The sequence below is a fragment of the Halalkalibacter sp. HAAS-P013 genome (genome assembly GCF_056619925.1).
In genome coordinates, this window is record NZ_JBWQTU010000006.1 from 43663 (window position 1) to 62825 (window position 19163).

Sequence of the window (19163 nt, forward strand, 5' to 3'; positions counted from 1 at the left end):
TATCGGAATGAAAGCGGTTTTACAATTATCAAAAAGCCAATTCGAATGTCTGTTAACACTCGAATTGGCTTTTCTTTTTATGCGTTTTTAAATTCACTATAAAGACGAGAGAAGTCTCTAGCATCTTCAGCAATTGTATCAAAGTCACCAGCTGCTAATGCTTTCGAGTTAACCAATGAACCGCCTAATCCAACAGCTACTACACCAGCTTTTAAATACTCATGCAAGTTGTTTTTATCAATTCCACCAGTAGCGATTAACGGAATTTGCGGTAATGGACCTTTAAGGTCTTTGATGTAACCAGCTCCTAGGCGAGCAGAAGGGAATACCTTAACTGCATCTGCACCTTCTTCATAAGCTGTTAAGATTTCTGTTGGGCTAAATGCGCCTGGAACAGAAAGCTTTCCGTAACGCTTTGTCATTTTAATTGTATCAATGTTTAAAGTTGGTGAAACAATATAACTTGCACCAGCTAAAATTGCAGAACGTGCAGTTTCTTGATCTAAAACTGTACCCGCACCAACGAAAATTTGATCTCCAATTTCGTCAGTTACTTTTTCAATAACTTTTAATGCACCTGGAGTTTCAACAGTGATTTCAATAAATTTAATTCCTGATTCTGATAGTGTCTGACTTAACTGTACTGCATTATCTACTGTTGTCCCTCTAACTACTGCAATTAAACCATGGTCTTTAACTGTGTCTAAGCTTAACTTCATACGAAAACTCCTTACTAAAATTTATTTTTTATAATATTACTTGCTCACAACTGGGCTGCTTTGCTTTTGTAGGAATTCATGTATAGACTTCCAATCCTCAAAGCGAGATATACCTTCAAGTTCTGGCAAATGATTATAGCCTGTATTTAAAATTAGAACATCAATATCATGTTGATTTAAATTTAAAATATGATGAGGAGCATCTTCAATAAAGAAGTCAATTTCTAATTCTTTTACTACTTGGTCCTTTTTAGCTTGATTGATTACTAGATTTTCAGAGTAAGGAGCATTGTTTGCTTTTAACCATTCACTAGTAGCTTGCTTTACACCTTCTCTTGCAGGTCTAGCACTTACATAGTAGATTTCCGCAAACTTAGCAATTTCATTTAAATATTTGATGCTTTCTGTTACTTCATTTGAGGCACTGAACACCATGGTCATATCTCCACCCCAACGCTCTGCAGCTTCTTCCTTTGTTAAACCAAAATGTTCAACAAGATACTTTGCTACATTGGTATGTGCCGGGAACACTGTAGGAGCATCAGCTTTTTCATATAAATCATTATAATGTTCCATAACACAACCATACGTATCTACTACTACACCATCAAGATCAATACCAACTCGTAACATAAATCCACCTCATATTTTTATTATTTATTTTATATAAATGTGTACTTTTTTTGAACAACAGAACTTACAAATACACTCTATCACACTAGTATGTATCTTGGAACATGCAGAAATATGGAAATGTAATTACAATTAATTCTAATAGCTTGAAATAATTCTCAAACAATTATCGACAAAATTAATAACGAGACAATAATAACATAGTTTCTTAGCAACCATAAATACTTTTTCCAAAATTACGTAATTTTTCCCAGTAAGTTATCTAACAGTATTGCAAAAACATGTTATTTTCGACATACTTTAATCTATCATAAATTTAAGTATGTGAGGCTAAAAAACTATGTATTTACGTGTGAATAGTACAGAAAATAAAGTGAAATTTATGGCTTTATGGAAAGAAATCGCTAAAGGTAGACAACTTCCTGTTACAGAATTAGAAGAAAAGTCTGAGGCATTTATCCTTCAGAGCAAGGACGGTAAAAGTGTTGGTACGATTGAATTTATTCCATGTGATAGTATTTCTGAGTTTAGTGGCGACCTTATTGATATCTCATCAGAAAAACGTATTTTAGATAATATGGGTCAAACATATCAGGTAAGAAAGATGGGAGTTAAAAAAGAACTTGTTTCTAAATTCGCTCTACTAGACTTACTAAAAATCGCAGCTCAACACACTAAAAACAATAATGTTCAGTACTATGTTAGTTACTTAGAAAAACGACACTTTGAAAGTTTGACTAAGAAGTTTAAGTTTAGACTAGAACAAATTGGAGACGAGGTTAAGTTAAAGAAGAAAGTATGCGTCCCTGCTTTAATCGATGTGGAGGATGCCATCACCAATACTAAAGGCTACCCTATACATATTAAATCCATTGTCTATATGGTTCGTGGGACTAAGAAGGTGAAGTCACTGTTTGCTTGATGATTAATAGTAAGATAATATGATTTCTTATACTTCTTTTTAATTGGTTCTATTCAGCTAATATTTAAGAGGTCAAAGTGTCTAAGGCTTATAATTTGATCTGTTTCTTCTATTATATAGAACTATTTAACAACGAAAAAAGACTTGGTTTCTGTTTTCAACTGACAGAAATCAAGTCTTTTTATTTAATGAATTCGTTTCGCTCCTAAATAGCGTTGTTTCCAGTAAGGATTATCCATGCTAGCGATTGCAACACCTGTTGATGATCCACTATGTACGAATTGGTTGTTGCCAATATAAATACCGTTATGTGATGGACCTTTTTGATATGTTTCAAAGAAAACCATATCACCTACAGCAGGCTTAGAGACAGATCTTCCCATATTCCATTGCTGCGCAACGGTTCTTGGGATGGAAATGCCTTGTTGTTTAAAGACAAATTGCGTAAAACCGCTACAATCAAAGCCTCTTGTCGTTGTTCCTCCCCAAAGATACGGAACGCCGATATGGTTTGCGGCTTCAGCAACAAGATTTGTCACTAGGGCTGCCGAGCTGGTGCTGCTTTTTGTATTTGATACTTTGTTTGTTTGTGTGTTTGAAGGAGCTTGAGTGGTTGGCTGTGATGGCTTATTCGTTGCTACTTCATTCAACTTTCTTAATGTATTAGGTCCAGCAATTCCATCAGCCGTTAAGTTATGTACTCTTTGGAAGTTTCGTACTGCTGTTGCTGTGACTTCACCGTAATAGCCAGTTGGCTCTTGGTTGAATACTCCGACTGAGCGAAGCGCTGATTGAAGGTTCGTTACAGCTGTTCCTCTGCTGCCTACACGTAATGCCGTTGATGTTTGGACCGACTGAGTAGTCTCACTTTTCGTTTGTTGGTTGCGTTCTTCTGTTTTCGGTAAATCTGGTTCATATGTTGTTGTTTGTGCTGGTACCGGCTGGTTAATTAGACGAGAAAGCGTCTGCGGTCCCACGATTCCATCGACGACAAGGTTATTTGCACGCTGGAAGTCACGTACAGCGGCTTCGGTTATACGTCCAAATTGACCTGTAATGGTATGACTATAGTAGCCTTTTTCTTTTAGCTTTTGTTGAAGTTGTTCTACTTGCGTTCCGTTTGAGCCGAATCGCAGCAATGTGTTGTTTAATGTGCTATTTGTTGTTTTGGTCGTAGATGTAGAAGGTGTTGATGCTGGAGCTTGTCTTCCCATTTCCTGTAGAAGTCTTCCTAATGTTTGTGGGCCTGCAATTCCATCGACTTGTAAATTGTGCTTCCTTTGAAAACTTCGGACAGCATCTGCTGTAATCGTTCCATAAAAACCAGTTGATCGCTCAAAATTAAAATGCCCCTTTTTCTTCAAGGCATCTTGTAACTCTTTCACATCTGAATGGTTCATTCCTTCTCTTAATGTTTGATCACCAAGCGCAGCATCTGCCATTTGCGGGGTTGCTAAAAACAAGCCTGTCGCAAATGTCGAAGAAATGACCACTTTTCTAAGTGTTGAAGCTTCCTTCATCTACATAAGACCTCCTCATTCGCCAAAAAAACTCTGATTTTTAGTTAATTTTACCTCTATTGAGCGAATCTGACTAGATACTATTTTTCCTATTTTAGTAGTTTCAGTATTTATGACCTATGTAAAGTGTGAAGATTTATTGAACTTTAGGTAATTAGTTTTGTGGCGGGGAGTTTTATTATCGTCAACATGGAATCAAGTGGATAGGAATAATCGCTGATTTTGTTGAACGATTTTAATCGTTATTGCAAATGTAAGCGATTATAATTAGAGATATCCTTTAGAAGAAATGAGGCCTTTCTATGGAGAATACAAACAACAATGGTACCATCTTTACTGGTTTGATGTGGGGAACAGTTTTAAGTATTCCGTTGTGGCTTTCTTTCATTGGGTGGATTAAATGGATTGGGTTGTTCTTTATATAGGTTCGGGGCTCAGACCCCTCTTTCATACGGTGAAGTGTTGATAAGGGAGCCTTTTTGTGGGCTCCCTTGTTAGGTTATTAAAATATAAAATTTCCCAAAAAATTAATCTACCTTTTTTCAGATTACGGGAGTATAATTATCTAGAATTTTACATTTTATTATATGGAGGAATGTTATGTGAAAGGCTTGTTCATGTCGTTATTGGTTGTGTTAGGTCTTGTTGTATCTCCACTCTACTCGTTTGCAGCGGTTGATGAAACTGAATTGCAAGACTATCTAAATGAAGTTGGTTGGACAAAAGTAGAGCTAGAAGAGTATTTAGACTTTTACGGATTTACATTGGATGAATTTGAGGACATCGAAGATTTAACTATGTTTTTAGGGCCTGTATTAACAGAAGAAAACTTACAAGACGTACTAGCTGAGCATGGCTTAACATTAGAAGAAGCAACCGCACTGTTAATTTTGAACGGCGAGCTAGAAGAAGGACAAGCTATTTTAGATGTCTACACGTTTGTAGATGATCTTTATTTCGATTTATACTATTATAATTTATCGCCTATTACAGATGAGAATTTACAAGAGTTACTTGATTTTTATGATTTAACAATGGAAGAATTAATTTCTTTGTTAGAGGAGCATGGTGATTCATTAGAGTATTATGAGCACATCGAGGACTTAGAATGGGCAGTTGAATATTATCTTTTTTATTATGATGAAGAAGACATCGATTTCTCCGAGATTGATGATCTATTTGATCAACTTGGATTAACATATGAAGAGCTAGATCGATTATTTGAGCATTTCCTTACGCTTGATTTAGAGAATCCAGCATTTTTGGATCGCTTAGAAAAGCTAGCTGATCGCATGATGGCGTTTGAAGATTTTGATGAGGCATCAGATCTGACTCCAGCTCAAATTGCTGAACTACTAGATATTTTTACTCAATTACTAGATCTGTTTGAAATAGATGTGAAGTTCTATCTTGTGAAAGAAAATGAGAAAAAACCTGTTTCCTTGTCTACCCTTATGACAATGACGAGTACGGATGGTTATGGTTTATTAATTGAACTATATAACAAGCAAGGCGAGTTCTTAGCTGACCTTCTATTCACAGCAGAGATGCTAGGATCTGACATTATTGTTGAAACTGGGAAAGACTTAAAGAAAACAGAAGAAGTCATTGTGAAACAAACAGAGAAAAAAGCAGAAAAGAAAGCAGACAAAAAGCCTGCACCTTCTGAAAAGAAACCTGTAACGAAAACGGAAAAAGGCGCAAAGCTTCCGAAAACGGCATCCAATTATGTAGTAAATGCTGCTAGCGGTCTAGCGGTTGCCTTAGCTGGATTGGCGATTTATCGTCGTTTCCGCGTGAAGGGTGTGTAAGAAGATTGAAGCGATTCATTCTTCTTTCCTTATGCAGTGCTCTCATTGTTGGAGGATTGTGGTTTTCGAGTACGAATGCTTATTCATTTTTAAAAGGGTATTTTTTGTTTAAGACAGGAAGTGGCGCAGCGAGTGAGACTGTGGTGTCGGCCGAACCTCCACTAGAGCCTGTGATGGATGAGGAAGATGACTTGGAGGTTAATTCGTTTGACTTCCCTGCCAACCCTCAAATCGGCGACTTAATGGGCGAGCTGTACATCCCGAAGCTTGATGCGACTTTACCGATTTATCACGGGACAAATGAAGATGAGCTTGAAAAAGGCGTCGGTCATTTTGCCGGGAGCGTCCTTCCCGGTGAAAATGACAATTCCGTCTTATCTGGGCACCGCGATACCGTATTTCGCCGCTTAGGTGAAGTTGGTGAGAATGATCTGTTGATCGTTCGAACAGCTGCAGGAGAATTTGAGTACAAAGTGCGGAGAGTGCGGATTGTCGATGAGGATGACCGAACGGTGATTGTACCGAGGCCGCGTGCGACGTTGACGGTGTCTACTTGTTACCCGTTTAACTTTGTTGGAGCAGCGCCAGAGCGGTATGTGCTGGTGGCGGAGTTGCGTGGGCAGGAGAAGACGCGATGAGTGGGTGTTTTGCGAATATGGAGAAGAAGAGAGTATGAGGACTATCTCATGCTCTCTTTTTATTGTTGGTTTTTTCTCTTTCTGTCGGAACTAGCTTTTTTCTGTCGGAAACATGAGATTTACTGTCCAAGTATGCAGTTTTTCTGTCGAATCTGGGTAATTTACTGTCTGAAGCGAAAAAATCGAGCTTCACTTTAACACTGTGAAGTCCTACCGAGGGGTCTGACCCTTCACACTATTTATTAATTATTTGCTTTCGTTCTTCCATCTGAGGCGGCTCTTCCATCCAACCATTGTTAATCATTATTTTTGCACCTTTGTGAGCATATTCAAAGGTATCTTTCATAAAAATAGCCATTTTTGCGGGTAAATCATTTCGTAAACTAAAAGCAGTTCCTAATGAGCTACCACCCAACGCAAAACTACAAAAAAGACTTGTGCAATACATCATCAATTTATCAGAAAATGGAGCCGTCGTTGAACGGGTTGGATTGCCACCCGACGGTTCAGGCGTTTGTAAATTATTTTGTAGTAAGGTTTCTCTTAATTCTTTTATAATACTTTTAGCAAGCTCTGCACCTTCATTAAAGAAGTTTTTTACTTCTCGTTCATTTGCACATTGAGCAAAACCTGTAATCATCTGCATCCCGGTCAAATTTGTTTCAATTGTATGATGAAGATGAGCAACTTCTACCGTATTTAATGTCCGTTTTTCGCTAAATGGATTAATGGCGAGTCCGCCTAAATAGGTTGTATCTTTAACAAACTCAACTGAATTTGGCATTGAAACATAAGGAGGTCGAGCAAGCATCCCTTTTTCAAGCAAATATTGTGTGCAAAGATTGTAATACTTTTGAGTAATGGCAGTAAGATCTTCAAAAATCATTACAATATCTTCTCGATATGCCATCGTTATATTTAATGAATGCAATGCCATACTAATTTCTTTTAGTAGACGAACAAACATTATGTCGAAACCATTATCATATAATTTCGGCACATCTTTGTTGACATCTTGAGCTGAAAAACCGACTGGTATTACAGCGCCTTCATTTTGAAAAGTTTCGGTTATTTTACCGACATAAAGGTCAATTTCTCCATATAAATTTGTCATAATATCCTTGGCTTTTTCATCATCGGCTTTTTCTATAAAATATTCTAACATTCGTAAAACCATTGTTTTCTGTTGATATGTAAGCCATAACGTACCTAGTTCTGATGACGTAATTGCAGGTTTTTCCGGCATAGAGCATTCCTCCCTAAAACTTTCTTTTTTTAGGTTGAACATATAATGACATGGTATTCCAGTATTTTTAAGGTATATTATTCCATCTGCCCATCTTCAGCTAAAGAAGCGTTCCTTTAATAAAAAAAACGACCCTTTTTCAAATAGTAACTTATATTAAGAACTATCGTTAATTCCCTTAAGAACATAATGACCTAACCGTTCACAAGGGTAGGAATAAATTATTAAAAATGGTAAATTATAACAGTAATCATGTTATAAGGAGAGAGAGTAAATGATAGAAGAGTATCAAACCAGATTAACGTCTTCAGAAATTGCCGCACTATGGAGTGGTTTTCAAAACAATAGCGTGTCAGTCTGTATTTTTAAGTATTTTTTAGAAATTGATGATAGTTGGTTAGAAGAACCACCTCAAACAATAAATAAAAGAATTTTTTCTAATCATTAATGGTATGAATCAGATGGAAACCAAAATTGAAAAATTGTTATGGAGTATAGCACTACCAGGGTTTGCTCAATTTCTTAATGGGAAATTCATGAAAGGAATTGTCTTTATATCTCTAGAGCTGTTAATTAACGTACAAGCTAATTTAAATTTAATTATTATTGAAAGCTTTCATGGCAATATGTTAAAGGCTATTGATTTAACTGATTACCAATGGTTAATGTTTTACCCATGTATCTATATGTTTGCTATATGGGATGCCTACCGTGATGCAGGAGGCGGTAGGAACCCCTTCTCCTTTTTACCTTTTGTGTTTGCAGCTTTTCTATCAACCATAGGCGTTATTTATTCTCCCACCATAAAAATATTTGGATTCTTGTTGGGACCAATTTTTTCTCCTATAATCTTTCTCCTCATTGGTGTTATTATCGGCTGGATAATTAAATTATGCGTACTTAGTATAAGCAAACTCAAACAGTAAGATAGATTGGGTTTGCTTTTTTTTGATTGTTATTTTATTTCCCCGTTTTTTCAACTATCCTCATTACTTTAAGTGCAATCTTCACAAGAGATAAAAGTCATTACTAAAACCCTTTCAAATTAAACCTCGATTATTATCATTTCCACCACCTATAAGGAATCATGTTTGTATATTATTAATTTTTTCCAAAAAAGATAGTTGACACACAACTTGTTTACCTCGTACAATAAGTTTGCACAAAGGAAAGATTATTAAATTTAGGAAAAAGGGAGAGTGAACAATGATGGCACGTTTAGTTAGTTTCAAAAAGGTATGTTTCCTATCAGTTCTTTTTGTATTATCGCTGGCTTTGATGGCATGTAATGATTCAACTTCGAAAATGGAAGGAGAAAAAGACAAAAGGATTATTCACATGACAGCTGTTGAGCCAAAGGGTGGTACAAACAGCATACCGTTTCCTGAAGAACCATTACCTGAAGGCGGAGGCTATATTTTAAATGAGCCAGATGAAGATGGTCGTTGGGAAGTAGCAACATATCGCTGGGAGCCAGGATTGATTGTTGCTTATGAAGGTGAACAAGTAGAACTCCATATTTTAGGTGTGAATGGTAATCATCATCATTCCACGATTACAGGTTATGATATTGATTTTGTAGTGGAACGCGGTGAAGTTACCGTAGTTGATTTCACAGCTGACAAACCAGGTATTTTTGAAATTATTTGTCATGATCACCTTCCATCTATGCAAACGCAGCTTTTAGTATTACCAAAACCATAATTACTCGGTCATTTACTATTTTTTCACACTGAAATTTCTTTAAACAGTAAGAGGGGATGTCTCAAAAGATCTGGTTTTGACCTTTTGAGACATCCCCTCCAATTGCCGAGCCTGTTATGATCAGCATCGCTTCTCTTGTTTTTATGCACCGCTAATGTCTAAATTGTAATTGCCTCTACCTCGATAACTGTAGACTTCAATGTAATACGTTCCCGTTCTTCTCGGAACAAATGACACATGTTCCTGCCTGGCGGTTGTATTCGAATAAGATAGTAATGATCCGTTTTGATCATAGACATATAGATCAAAGTCGGTTCTTTCCGTTTCTTGGATCATTGTAATGGAAACAGGATAAGACAGGTCATTTACTTCGTATTGCCACACGTCTCGTGAACGATTTTGTAATGAGCCGCTGACCGAAACATGATTAGGGGTTTCCGGCAGATCGCCTCTTTCATTCGCTGCAGTCATGACTGCTTGGTAGCCTTGTAGACGCCCAGAGCCATAATCAATGTTTTTGCCTTCTTGCCCCCAATCCTCCGCGGTTTCTTCTAAAATGCTTTTGATTTGTTCTGGCGTTAAGTCTTCCTGCGCTTCTAGCATGAGGGCTACTGTTCCTGCTACATACGGTGCAGCCATACTCGTACCACTGAACGTAGCATAGCCTGTTCTTGAGTTAGCTCTCGCTGCAGTCATTTCGTATCCTGGTGCAACGATATCTGGTTTCGTTCGTCCATCAGCTGTTGGGCCTCTAGAAGAGTAGTCATTTAGAAAATATCCTCGTTCTCCGACATCAGCCATCGAACCGACTGTGATCGCTCTTGCCGCTACAGCCGGCGTTCCAATCGTATAGCGATTCGGTCCTGAGTTTCCTGATGCCACAACAACCGTAATTCCATGATCGACTGCTGCATTGACGACTTGAGATAAAGCGTCCCTCCCATCTGAGCTTTCTGCTGAGCCCAAGCTAAGGTTGGCAACTTGTATATTCAGGTGATCTCTTTCATCGATCAGCCATTCTATTCCTTCCATAATCTGTGTCATCGAGCCTGCACCGTTTCGATCTAGTACCTTGACCCCAACAATAGACGCCTCTGGAGCTACACCGGTATAGCGGTAGTTAGCATCGCCTGTTCCAGCTGCAATGCTTGCGACATGGGTTCCGTGCCCTTGGTCATCATAAGGGGTCTCGTTCCCGTTGACAAAATCTCTCCAACCGGTCACCTTATTTCCGCTTAGGTCTACATGTCCATTGTCGACTCCCGTATCAACAACGGCAATCGTCACCCCTGCACCCGTTAAGTCAAAATCCGCTCTTGCCTTTTGTGTGCTAAACCATTGATTAGCCGTATCAAGGTTTATACGAAGATTAGTGTTTTCTTCGATAAATTCTACTTCTTGATACTGTTCTAGTTGTTTGATTTGTTTAGCTGTTAAGTTGGCAGAGAACGCCTGAATATAGTTGAACACTTTATTTGGCTGAAACGATTTTCCGAGAGTTTTGCTTAATTTTTTCATATTCTTTTTAGCATCACAGTTTAAGTGAATAATAACCTCAAAGCTTTCAGACTCGCCCATCTTTTTACATTTTTCTCCTAGGTGGTGTTGAATTTTACTTAGATTTTGTTTAGATGTGTTTTGTGTTTGGTCGGGGGCAACTGTTTTCTTTTCGTCTTTCATCTTATTTGAGGATTTTAAAGATGGTACTTTCCCTTTTGGAATACGTTTTATATTCAAAAGCATCCCTCCTTTTCATTCGTATCCTATGAAATCAAAATTAAGTAGTATAGACCTTTAAGCTAAAAAAACATAAAATGGTCAAAATGTCCGATGGTTGCTTATGTAGCAAGAAGAACAATATGATAGACTATCGTAAGGAAGAGATTTTTCCTTTCCAACAAAAAACAGGTGCAATATTTCCATTTTTGAATTAAATTTCTTAGTAGACCCCCTTTTATGTAAAAAGTTATGATTTAGATAAACTAGCAGGACTGCATATACAAGGGCGAGAATCTTTGTATAGAAACTACTGCTCATTAAGGAGTTTTGTATGAAAGAAAGACTTAAATTAACAGTGCTTCTCTCCTATTTGATCTGTTCTATTCTCCTTATAGCTGGCTGCAGTACTCCTAACAGCTCTAATAATCAGGAAGTTTCAGCAGGTTCTGAAGAGATCATTGAAGACGTAATCGAACACGAAAAAGTAGTCATGTATGAAAATACGGATAGAGGAATAAGAGTATACGAGACACCGAATTGGGTGTTTGAGGAACAATCAGACGGTGATCAAATTAATGTAACCTTTCATAGTGAGAAAGGGAAAGCCATTATCACTGTATTATCTTCGAATAAAGATATAGAAGAAATTAAAAATGAGCTAATGATCGGCGTCGGTAAGTCTAGCATTATTGAAGAAACAGATAACTATTTCGCTTTTCAGTCTGAACGGAAAGAAAGCATACGTACCGATATTTACATCGAGCAGCAAGGTCAAAGGGTAAACATTCTTACCTTCATGACACCAGTAGATGACTATGAAGAAAATATAGAATATATCAAAGAGTTCAAGCGATATATTGAATTCTATTAAAATAAAGGAGAATCTCGGATGAAAAAAATAGTCATTGGAACAACTATTAGTTTCATATTAGTAGCTGGAGCTGTTTACGCAATTGAAGAGAAGGAAATCGTCAGCCCAGAATCTGAGCTTTACGAAACGGTTCGTATTATCGAAGAGACAACGATAGAACTTACGAAGGATACGGGTGAGAAAACACTTCTTGAAGATGAATATGCTGAAAATCGGCTTCTTGAAGCTGAAGAAATGTTTGCAGTCGGAAATGAAGAAGCGGCCGAAAGCTCTTTAGAAGATTATAGCGGACATATCGTGAATATAGAAAAACATTTAGTTGCAGCGACTGAGCAAGGCAAGGATCTTTCTGATGTAGAATCAATTGTTTACGAAAATATCGAAAAACGCAGTGAAAACTTAAATGCGTTACTTGAAAGAGAAGACCTTCCTGAGCAAGCCAAAGCAGGCATTGCAAGGGCGTTAGAAAAAAAGGAAAAAGCGTTAGAAAATAAGGCAAAAGCGAAGCAACGCGCTGAGGAGGCGCGGAGTCGAGCTGGAACTGGTAGAGGAAATGGAAATGCTCAGGAAAAAGGCGAGCAGGCGAAGCTGAAGGGTCAAGAGCGAGCGGAGCAAGCGAGGCAACAGGGGCGTGATCGCGCTGAGCAAGGCAAAGGGAATAAGCCTGAACATGCGGGAAGACCATAATTTATGAACGAAATGCGTGAAATTTGATTTTTTATATAAAAGAAGAGCGTGAGGACTGCCTAATGCTCTCTTTTTGTCATTTTGAAGTGAATTTCACACCACTTATGCGATATATCATATCATTTTCTTCAGCTACAATACCAATTGATTCAGCCAAATCAGTTGATACAACTGTACTTCCTGACCCAGTATCAACCAATACACGTTGTAAATTAAGTGATTGCCCTTTAAATGTTAGTTCCATATTCGTAAGTAATAAACCATCTTCAATAACTAATTTTTTCACTATCGCCTAACACCTACCCACTTTTTCTCAATAATATTAGGCTCCTTACGGCTAGTATGAAGGACATATAATTCTCGATTAGGATTTTTACGATGAATTTCTTGGTATGCTTTCATCGCCTCTGGTGAATTAGAAAATTTTTTTAAAGGGGCAATCTCATCCAAAATACGCACACTTTTCTCATTTGTATGTGCTTGAATAGCTTCTATTAAAATCCACTGTTCTGGAAACGCTTGGCACACATCTTCCCACTTCATTTTAGTCACCTCCAGAATATTTACTTATATTGTATCATGATAAAGAAGAGATATAGTAACACAAATCATTGCTTATTGAAGGTAAGGGAGCACTCAGTTGAATAAATGTAATTATTAATGAAGTTTACCTGCTTATAGACAAAACGGAACCCGTAAATGAACTCATGCTCTCTTTTTTGTCGTTGGGAGTTAATTTAAAGGAACATGAACGCGCTGAATTCGTTGTGATTTTTGCTTTCTGTCGGAAGTAGCTTTTATACTGTCGGAACTATGGAATTTACTGTCCAAACTTGGAATTTCACTGTCCAAACTCCCCCATTTACTGTCGGGGGCACTTATCGCAAAAGGAATAATATTTTTAAATAAATCTGAAAGTATGAATGGAATTCGCTAACTTGTATTTGATATAATTTATTTGAGGTGATATTTAAATGAATTCATTAAGTGATCACGCCAAAAAAGAATTATATAAAGCTCTAGAAGGTAGAGAATCGGGGATTTTCTAGTAAATGGGAAACTATTTTCAATTGAAGTAGAAAATGAAAATATGGAACTAAGATCTAATTTAAATGATGACTTATCAAGAGAAATTGATGAATATCCTGAACTTAAAGCATCATTGTCAAGGTATTTAGACAACCCAGATATGAAAAGGTATTCTGGAAGTGAGTTGAAATCTAAACGCAATGGTCAAAGAAAATAACAGTCAGTTTATTGTTCTTTTTACAGAAGAATTTGAATTATGCTTAGATAAAATTCAACAATTTTTTGCTGATCAAGGCGAGGAAACGTGGTGTAATTGTGCCTCACATCAAGCATTGATTTTTACATAGAAAAGGGATAGCCACTCTTTTTAGAGCGGCTATCCCTTTTTTAGTGTTATGACGCCGGGGCATTCACCTTCTCATACGTCTCCCGATTACAAATGATATAAAGCACAGCATCATCTGGAATCTGCTCATCCAAGCGCCGATTAATATCTAAATGGTTACGGTCTGCAATCAACGTCGCTCCTTGTGCTAGTAGATCCTGAAAAGCATCGTTATACGTCTCCCACTCTTTCCTTTTAGAGATTTGGTAAAGGTCTTCCCCATGCGCTCTGCTAATGAGCTGAGAGTACACTTGGCTGACGCCTTTGTAAAGAGCGGAACGGACAGCTAGTCGGGAAATCGTCTCTTGTGAGAGGATGAATTCATCAACTTGAACATGAGAGAAATTGGAGATATTTTTTTCTGTCATGACTTCAACGGTTGTGTGGACATTTGGTGCCAAACGGCTCACTGTAATGGAAACAAGCAGGGATTTCGCATCTTTGAGCGAAGGCTCTTGAATATTATCATCGGCAAAAATGATCACAGCACTCGCACTTGTTAAGTTTGCTTTTGCGTAGGGCTCTTCTGAAGTCGGATCTCCTTGTATGTAATGAAGGCGATTGTCACTCATTAATAGCTCCGGTGCCTTAGGCAGGGCATCAATGACGATTACTTCTACTTCTGAATCAGAATCGAGTATTTCTTTCACAGCCGATTCCGATTTTTTCCCCCAGCCGATAATGACAACATGGTTCTCGTTCATATAAGTCATCCTCCCTTCCTCTCTCATCCTTCTAAAGATCGTAAATGAATCCACAATCTTTCCAATGACAACCCCAAGTAAGCCGATCCCAATAAGAAACATGAACACAGAATAGATCTTGGCCGGAAGCGTTATTGGTGAATAATCGCCATAGCCGACTGTTGTGAATGTCGTCATGACAAAATAAAATGTGTTTAAAAGACTCTCAAAATTGTCAGGTTCAAGAGCATACATGATGAGCGTACTAAGTAAGATGAAGATCGCTGTCGTAATAAACAATGTAACATTTCGCATTCGGATTAGGCCCAGGCTAAGCTTCAGAAAAAAGTGCATCGCATCCTCCTTTCTGGGGGGCTACCCCACTCTAACGTGTCGTATACGCTACAAACATCGATAAATTCCCGGTAATCGGTCCGCCTACGCGAAAGAACAGTCCACTCGGCTCGCCATTAATCACATGTGACCCAACCAACAACTTCCCTGTATACGGTCCGTCCCATGTATCAATCGTCTGATCTGGCATCGGAAAGTACTCCTGATAAACAGTTGCTTGATCTTGATAATAATCAACATCCTCATCGATTACGGCACCACCTGATACGACCTGGACTCCCCCACCTTCTCGTCCTAACACAGGTTTCTTCACATAGGAATTCATATCGCCAAGCGAATCGTATGTCGGCAAGAAGTACTTCTCAATTGCATCTCGCTCTATCCGCGTGTACCACTCATCTTTTTTCTCCCAAATAAGCGAAAGAATGGCTTTTGACTGCATGAGTAATGCTGATGGAGGGTTGATGACCTTCAATTTATCATTCATTAAATGAACAAGGAACTGCTCACCAATTTGTTCGCCTGTTCCACTCTTCTCTTCCAAGAAGTACTCAAGAGGGTACAGCCGATATAAAAATTCAATCGTTTCCCCTTCAGGTGTTTGGACATCTTCTTTTCCAACGACAATCTCTTCAAGCGGAACATACTTTGCCTGCTGCGGGTACAAATCCATTAAATATTTTACTGTCTGCTTGTCTTCATCATGCCAGTCTGCGCACGTAAAGTACAACGTATCAGTGCTGCCAATTCGATAATCTCGAATGATCTGATTCCACGCATTTCGAACGTTTGCAGCCAACTGCGCATTCGGATTGAGTTGTCCGTGCTCCTGACAAAGAATTTCCTGGGCAACAGCTGACTCCACTATGCCCACAGGTGTATCGGTATTGGCTTCGATCACCTTTAAGCCATTAGCTGAAGCGATAAAATCATATCTAGTAAAATAAGAAAAAGCACCCTTTCCCTCTGAAAGAAGCAAATCCCACATGAATACAGAAATACCTAGTCTATGTATAATTGAGCGGTCCTTCATAATTTGCTCATACGTTTTTTGAAAAACATCATTTGCCGCACGAGAAGCATTTTCCACTTCGCGAGCAAGAGACGATGGAACGACAAGGAGGGAATCACTCATGTATTGATTGTCTTCATAGTTTTCGTACAAGGTTGCCCATGTGAAGCCTTTAGCTGAAACCTTTTGTTCGACCTGTTGCCAGCGCTTTACATATTGGTTTGGTTCGAATGGGTCTGTTAGTGAGTGGTATGGAAGCATGGAGGAGTCTCCTTTCTTAGGTCGTTATTTTGTTTTTGTTGGTGTTGGTTATAATTGGTGCGTTTTTTTGAGAAGTTCGCTTTGCTCAAAAAGGTTTAAGACAGGAAAAACATCTTGAAAGCTTCTCATAGACGGCATTGGCTCCACTCGCCGTGCGCCCTTTATGAGAAACCCACTCATAAAGGGCTTAAAAGATAACGGCGGCTTTTGTGCTTTGCTCTGTGTTTACAAAAAGGTTCGCGCATTCCACATGCTAGTGCGAACATGTTTGCATTGGCTCCACTCGCTGCGCGCCTATAGGGAAAACCACCCTATAGGCTTAAAACCTGGCAGCGGCTACGCTCAATGCTTCGAGTAATAAGAAAAAGGGAAAATCGTCCTTTTTCTTATTACTCTTCAATAGCTAATCGTCGCGGCTACAATCATCCCAACTAAAACTGATACCCCACCAAGAAGTAATCCAACAGCTATATTCCCTTTTTCTACTTCTTTCGCCAAATTCGTATTACGTGTGAGGACATACTCAATGACTAGGTGCAGGACAATTTGGATGATAATCGCAATAAGCGCCCAAATGGCTAAATCGACTAGGTTAATTGAGTGTCGAATGGCTGATTGCAAGACAACAACTAGACCTGCCATTTTCCCTAATAATTTCAGCGATACGGCTGTATTGCCGTTTTTGATCTGTTCACGCTCGGAATATGGCGTCACTAATTTGAAAATGTACGTCCCAATTAAAAACAACACTAAAGATACAGCTAAATAAATAATAAAATGATCAAAGGTTTGTAAATAAAATGTTAAGTCCATTCATTTGCTCCTTTCACTCCACAAGGTAAGAAATACGATAAATTATCGGTAATCTGTGCTCCGGCGCGTACGCCAAATGCACTCGCTTTCTCGTTCACAACAAAACTTCCGATTAGTAAGTGAGCATCCTTTACTCCGAGCTCCGTTTTAATCGACGCTGTTGGTAGGTCCACGTACTTTTGAAATACTTTCATATATTGATCATAAGATTTTGCTTTTTGCTCAAAGAGGGTTGCCCCATTTTTTCGTACTTCAATCGTATCGCCTTCCCGACCAAAGGCAGGCTTAGACACATATGTATCGCCTGTTTCCAGAAAAGGCTCTTCATCTAGATACGTCGGTAAAAAATACTGGCTGATCATCTTATGTTCATGCTCTGTAAACAATGGATGACGCTGTTCGTGCATGCCCCAAATCGCTGCCATCACCGCCTTGCTTTGCATTAAAAAGGCTGAGGCTGGGTTTAACATCCCAACTTTTCGCTCACCAACAAGCTTCATAAACTCCATTCCAATAGGAAACTGATCATCGGTTACATCCTCAAGCAATGCTTCTAATGGGTACGTATGACGATAAACAACATCAATTTTCTTCCCTTCAACATCGTACACTCCGCTTCCATCAACGACTTGCAGCTGATTAAGCGGTACAAACTCGGCCTCCTTGATTTTGGCGACCTTCATCAAATACATCATTGTTTCACGGTCTTCGATGTCGTCCTCATGCGCGGTAAAAACCACATACGGGTGCTCCATCACACCGACTTGCCTCGCACAATGAAAAATACTATTTCGAATTGATTTCCCTAAATGCTCTGCTTCTTCAACGTTTGGGTTCACAAGTCCAAACTCTTCGCAGACAAGGCCATTTACATCAAAGAGCTCTCGAATAAAAGTTGGCGTATCTGAATTAAACTCAAGTATCTTCAGCCCGTCCTCGGTCTGAACAAAATCAAAGCGACCAATCACCGTTTCATACGGGATCATCACCATCCTCAAGAACGGCAGTGCTTTTGCAGGAAAACCTAGATCAAGCAACGTCTCATCGGGTGCTTGTCGAACCATTTGGTTGATTTTTTTATAAATAGCATACGACTCTTCTGTCGCAGTTCGAATCTCATGCCTATCTTCCAGCGTGATTTCCAAGCAATCGTAAAGAGCATACTCCATCCCGTACAATCGATCCCAAAACGATGGTACCCCTGCGTAAAATTGATCTCGCCACTCCTTATAATTAGCCACCAAAGAAACCACCGCCGCCCATGCCGGAGCGTGGATTTGTTGCTCGGTTTGGTGTTCTTGTTTGATTTTGGTCCTGACGCGGCTGGCTCACATTTTGATCCGGCTGAGTTCCTGTAGCAGGTTGTCTTACCTGACCGCCACGCGCACCTCCAGCCGTCGCTCTACCTGCCATGAATGCGGCAATTGTCGGGAACCACATTCCGCCATAATAATAGTGTCCGTGATTTTCGTTTCCTGGCTCCACACATTGGTATCCTTCTGCTTCCTCGTCCCACTGCCACGTATCACAATCGGCTTCCTCCGGAGATGGAGGACCAGTATCCGGTTGAACATTGGCTTCTGGTTCAGCAGGCACGGACATAAGTTCATCCTGAAGACCCGGCGCGCACCCTGTTAATCCAAAGAGAGCCACACTCGAGCCAACAAGTCCTTTTAGCAATTTATCCGTTTTTGGTTTGTTCATGTTAACACCCCCTGTATCTCTACGAATCCAAACTTCAATGGTTTCATTTTACTTATTTGATTCTACCAGTATTTTGGATATTTATAAAAGAACTGATGCAAATTGAGATGGTTTAATTTCTAAAAAACGCTTTCTTACCGTAACGGAAATGAATTGTTGCGTAAAGATTTCAAAGAAAGATGATTTTATAGCACGATGCTCCAAGAAAAACTATCGGCCATTGATCTGGGCAAAGGATTACCAATTGGCGCTTCTGTTGGAGTTGCCACTTATGAGAACAAAATGACATTTGAGCAATTAATACAACATGTCAGATTGTTCGGGCTACCTTTATAGGTGGCTTTTTTCACTTCTGCTACTTTAATTACCAGAAAATTTCAACTTAACTACATAAAACTACACACTTCGCAAAATGTTTATACTATGCTAATGGTAATAATACATAAATGGAG

General features: G+C 38.9%; 22 protein-coding genes. 10 read left to right on the top strand and 12 right to left on the bottom strand.

The window, feature by feature from the left end:
- Positions 1-77: 77 nt before the first annotated feature.
- Both AC1FXP_RS10480 and AC1FXP_RS10485 read right to left on the bottom strand, forming a co-directional pair.
- Complete coding sequence (locus AC1FXP_RS10480) at positions 78-719, bottom strand: bifunctional 4-hydroxy-2-oxoglutarate aldolase/2-dehydro-3-deoxy-phosphogluconate aldolase (protein ID WP_480061077.1); 642 nt, start codon at positions 717-719, stop codon at positions 78-80.
- Between the two features lie 36 nt (positions 720-755).
- Positions 756-1352, bottom strand: coding sequence for a 5' nucleotidase, NT5C type (locus AC1FXP_RS10485; RefSeq protein ID WP_480061079.1), 597 nt, complete (start codon positions 1350-1352; stop codon positions 756-758).
- A 340-nt stretch (positions 1353-1692) separates the two neighbouring features.
- Between AC1FXP_RS10485 and AC1FXP_RS10490 the strand changes: the two genes are divergently transcribed.
- A complete protein-coding gene (locus AC1FXP_RS10490) occupies positions 1693-2274 on the top strand; it encodes a hypothetical protein (protein WP_480061080.1) in 582 nt (193 codons plus the stop codon).
- Positions 2275-2459: 185 nt separating this feature from the next.
- Here AC1FXP_RS10490 and AC1FXP_RS10495 read toward each other — a convergent pair whose 3' ends face one another.
- On the bottom strand, positions 2460-3794 hold the full coding sequence (locus AC1FXP_RS10495) for a C40 family peptidase (RefSeq protein WP_480061082.1): 1335 nt from the start codon (positions 3792-3794) through the stop codon (positions 2460-2462).
- A 302-nt stretch (positions 3795-4096) separates the two neighbouring features.
- Here AC1FXP_RS10495 and AC1FXP_RS10500 point away from each other — a divergent pair, with 302 nt between their 5' ends.
- The 3 genes from AC1FXP_RS10500 to AC1FXP_RS10510 all read left to right on the top strand — a co-directional run bounded on the left by AC1FXP_RS10500 (position 4097) and on the right by AC1FXP_RS10510 (position 6243).
- Positions 4097-4219, top strand: coding sequence for a hypothetical protein (locus AC1FXP_RS10500; protein WP_480061084.1), 123 nt, complete (start codon positions 4097-4099; stop codon positions 4217-4219).
- Positions 4220-4396: 177 nt separating this feature from the next.
- On the top strand, positions 4397-5605 hold the full coding sequence (locus AC1FXP_RS10505; RefSeq protein WP_480061086.1) for a processed acidic surface protein: 1209 nt from the start codon (positions 4397-4399) through the stop codon (positions 5603-5605).
- 5 nt (positions 5606-5610) lie between these two features.
- The gene (locus tag AC1FXP_RS10510) at positions 5611-6243 is read left to right on the top strand and encodes a class D sortase (protein WP_480061088.1); all 633 of its coding nucleotides are present in this window, start codon (positions 5611-5613) and stop codon (positions 6241-6243) included.
- A gap of 235 nt (positions 6244-6478) precedes the next feature.
- On the opposite strand, the gene AC1FXP_RS10515 is transcribed toward AC1FXP_RS10510, so the two are convergent.
- Complete coding sequence (locus AC1FXP_RS10515; RefSeq protein WP_480061090.1) at positions 6479-7489, bottom strand: DUF3231 family protein; 1011 nt, start codon at positions 7487-7489, stop codon at positions 6479-6481.
- Positions 7490-7763: 274 nt separating this feature from the next.
- Here AC1FXP_RS10515 and AC1FXP_RS10520 point away from each other — a divergent pair, with 274 nt between their 5' ends.
- From AC1FXP_RS10520 to AC1FXP_RS10530, 3 genes are all read left to right on the top strand, one after another.
- Positions 7764-7937: a hypothetical protein gene (locus tag AC1FXP_RS10520; protein WP_480061092.1), complete on the top strand. Its 174-nt coding sequence runs from the start codon at positions 7764-7766 to the stop codon at positions 7935-7937.
- 13 nt (positions 7938-7950) lie between these two features.
- Complete coding sequence (locus AC1FXP_RS10525; RefSeq protein WP_480061094.1) at positions 7951-8415, top strand: hypothetical protein; 465 nt, start codon at positions 7951-7953, stop codon at positions 8413-8415.
- A gap of 280 nt (positions 8416-8695) precedes the next feature.
- Positions 8696-9193 (top strand): cupredoxin domain-containing protein, encoded by a 498-nt coding sequence (locus tag AC1FXP_RS10530; RefSeq protein ID WP_480061096.1) that lies wholly within the window; start codon positions 8696-8698, stop codon positions 9191-9193.
- A 141-nt stretch (positions 9194-9334) separates the two neighbouring features.
- On the opposite strand, the gene AC1FXP_RS10535 is transcribed toward AC1FXP_RS10530, so the two are convergent.
- Positions 9335-10930 carry a S8 family serine peptidase gene (locus tag AC1FXP_RS10535; protein WP_480061098.1) on the bottom strand — a complete coding sequence of 532 codons (1596 nt, stop codon included), beginning with the start codon at positions 10928-10930 and terminating at the stop codon, positions 9335-9337.
- A gap of 313 nt (positions 10931-11243) precedes the next feature.
- On the opposite strand from AC1FXP_RS10535, the gene AC1FXP_RS10540 reads away from it, so the two are divergent.
- A complete protein-coding gene (locus tag AC1FXP_RS10540; protein ID WP_480061100.1) occupies positions 11244-11783 on the top strand; it encodes a hypothetical protein in 540 nt (179 codons plus the stop codon).
- Positions 11784-11801: 18 nt separating this feature from the next.
- The gene (locus tag AC1FXP_RS10545; protein WP_480061102.1) at positions 11802-12470 is read left to right on the top strand and encodes a DUF5667 domain-containing protein; all 669 of its coding nucleotides are present in this window, start codon (positions 11802-11804) and stop codon (positions 12468-12470) included.
- A 76-nt stretch (positions 12471-12546) separates the two neighbouring features.
- Here AC1FXP_RS10545 and AC1FXP_RS10550 read toward each other — a convergent pair whose 3' ends face one another.
- Positions 12547-12756 carry an aspartyl protease family protein gene (locus AC1FXP_RS10550; RefSeq protein WP_480061104.1) on the bottom strand — a complete coding sequence of 70 codons (210 nt, stop codon included), beginning with the start codon at positions 12754-12756 and terminating at the stop codon, positions 12547-12549.
- Positions 12756-13013: a hypothetical protein gene (locus AC1FXP_RS10555; protein WP_480061106.1), complete on the bottom strand. Its 258-nt coding sequence runs from the start codon at positions 13011-13013 to the stop codon at positions 12756-12758. Before AC1FXP_RS10555 ends, AC1FXP_RS10550 begins: the two co-directional genes overlap by 1 nt.
- A 547-nt stretch (positions 13014-13560) precedes the next feature.
- On the opposite strand from AC1FXP_RS10555, the gene AC1FXP_RS10560 reads away from it, so the two are divergent.
- Positions 13561-13716, top strand: a complete 156-nt coding sequence (locus tag AC1FXP_RS10560; protein ID WP_480061108.1) for a hypothetical protein — start codon at positions 13561-13563, stop codon at positions 13714-13716.
- 176 nt (positions 13717-13892) lie between these two features.
- Here the strand turns inward: AC1FXP_RS10560 and AC1FXP_RS10565 are convergent, their stop codons facing one another.
- The 5 genes from AC1FXP_RS10565 to AC1FXP_RS10585 all read right to left on the bottom strand — a co-directional run bounded on the left by AC1FXP_RS10565 (position 13893) and on the right by AC1FXP_RS10585 (position 18711).
- Complete coding sequence (locus tag AC1FXP_RS10565; protein ID WP_480061110.1) at positions 13893-14921, bottom strand: potassium channel family protein; 1029 nt, start codon at positions 14919-14921, stop codon at positions 13893-13895.
- Positions 14922-14952: 31 nt separating this feature from the next.
- Entirely contained in the window at positions 14953-16194 is a 1242-nt protein-coding gene (locus tag AC1FXP_RS10570) for a glutathionylspermidine synthase family protein (RefSeq protein ID WP_480061112.1), read from the bottom strand.
- 396 nt (positions 16195-16590) lie between these two features.
- Complete coding sequence (locus AC1FXP_RS10575; protein ID WP_480061114.1) at positions 16591-17007, bottom strand: DUF350 domain-containing protein; 417 nt, start codon at positions 17005-17007, stop codon at positions 16591-16593.
- Entirely contained in the window at positions 16998-18248 is a 1251-nt protein-coding gene (locus AC1FXP_RS10580; protein WP_480061116.1) for a glutathionylspermidine synthase family protein, read from the bottom strand. The genes AC1FXP_RS10575 and AC1FXP_RS10580 overlap by 10 nt, the downstream gene beginning before the upstream one ends.
- Positions 18241-18711, bottom strand: a complete 471-nt coding sequence (locus tag AC1FXP_RS10585) for a hypothetical protein (RefSeq protein WP_480061118.1) — start codon at positions 18709-18711, stop codon at positions 18241-18243. The genes AC1FXP_RS10580 and AC1FXP_RS10585 overlap by 8 nt, the downstream gene beginning before the upstream one ends.
- Positions 18712-19163: the final 452 nt, after the last annotated feature.

Excerpts from the sequence above, each read along its gene's own strand:
- AC1FXP_RS10480 (WP_480061077.1), bottom strand. The coding sequence starts at position 719 with ATGAAGTTAAGCTTAGACACAGTTAAAGACCATGGTTTAATTGCAGTA.
- AC1FXP_RS10530 (WP_480061096.1), top strand. The coding sequence starts at position 8,696 with ATGATGGCACGTTTAGTTAGTTTCAAAAAGGTATGTTTCCTATCAGTT.
- AC1FXP_RS10500 (WP_480061084.1), top strand. The coding sequence starts at position 4,097 with ATGGAGAATACAAACAACAATGGTACCATCTTTACTGGTTTGATGTGG.
- AC1FXP_RS10540 (WP_480061100.1), top strand. The coding sequence starts at position 11,244 with ATGAAAGAAAGACTTAAATTAACAGTGCTTCTCTCCTATTTGATCTGT.
- AC1FXP_RS10525 (WP_480061094.1), top strand. The coding sequence starts at position 7,951 with ATGGAAACCAAAATTGAAAAATTGTTATGGAGTATAGCACTACCAGGG.
- AC1FXP_RS10495 (WP_480061082.1), bottom strand. The coding sequence starts at position 3,794 with ATGAAGGAAGCTTCAACACTTAGAAAAGTGGTCATTTCTTCGACATTT.
- AC1FXP_RS10575 (WP_480061114.1), bottom strand. The coding sequence starts at position 17,007 with ATGGACTTAACATTTTATTTACAAACCTTTGATCATTTTATTATTTAT.
- AC1FXP_RS10485 (WP_480061079.1), bottom strand. The coding sequence starts at position 1,352 with ATGTTACGAGTTGGTATTGATCTTGATGGTGTAGTAGTAGATACGTAT.
- AC1FXP_RS10490 (WP_480061080.1), top strand. The coding sequence starts at position 1,693 with ATGTATTTACGTGTGAATAGTACAGAAAATAAAGTGAAATTTATGGCT.
- AC1FXP_RS10515 (WP_480061090.1), bottom strand. The coding sequence starts at position 7,489 with ATGCCGGAAAAACCTGCAATTACGTCATCAGAACTAGGTACGTTATGG.
- AC1FXP_RS10545 (WP_480061102.1), top strand. The coding sequence starts at position 11,802 with ATGAAAAAAATAGTCATTGGAACAACTATTAGTTTCATATTAGTAGCT.
- AC1FXP_RS10560 (WP_480061108.1), top strand. The coding sequence starts at position 13,561 with ATGGAACTAAGATCTAATTTAAATGATGACTTATCAAGAGAAATTGAT.
- AC1FXP_RS10555 (WP_480061106.1), bottom strand. The coding sequence starts at position 13,013 with ATGAAGTGGGAAGATGTGTGCCAAGCGTTTCCAGAACAGTGGATTTTA.
- AC1FXP_RS10585 (WP_480061118.1), bottom strand. The coding sequence starts at position 18,711 with ATGAACAAACCAAAAACGGATAAATTGCTAAAAGGACTTGTTGGCTCG.
- AC1FXP_RS10520 (WP_480061092.1), top strand. The coding sequence starts at position 7,764 with ATGATAGAAGAGTATCAAACCAGATTAACGTCTTCAGAAATTGCCGCA.
- AC1FXP_RS10570 (WP_480061112.1), bottom strand. The coding sequence starts at position 16,194 with ATGCTTCCATACCACTCACTAACAGACCCATTCGAACCAAACCAATAT.
- AC1FXP_RS10565 (WP_480061110.1), bottom strand. The coding sequence starts at position 14,921 with ATGCACTTTTTTCTGAAGCTTAGCCTGGGCCTAATCCGAATGCGAAAT.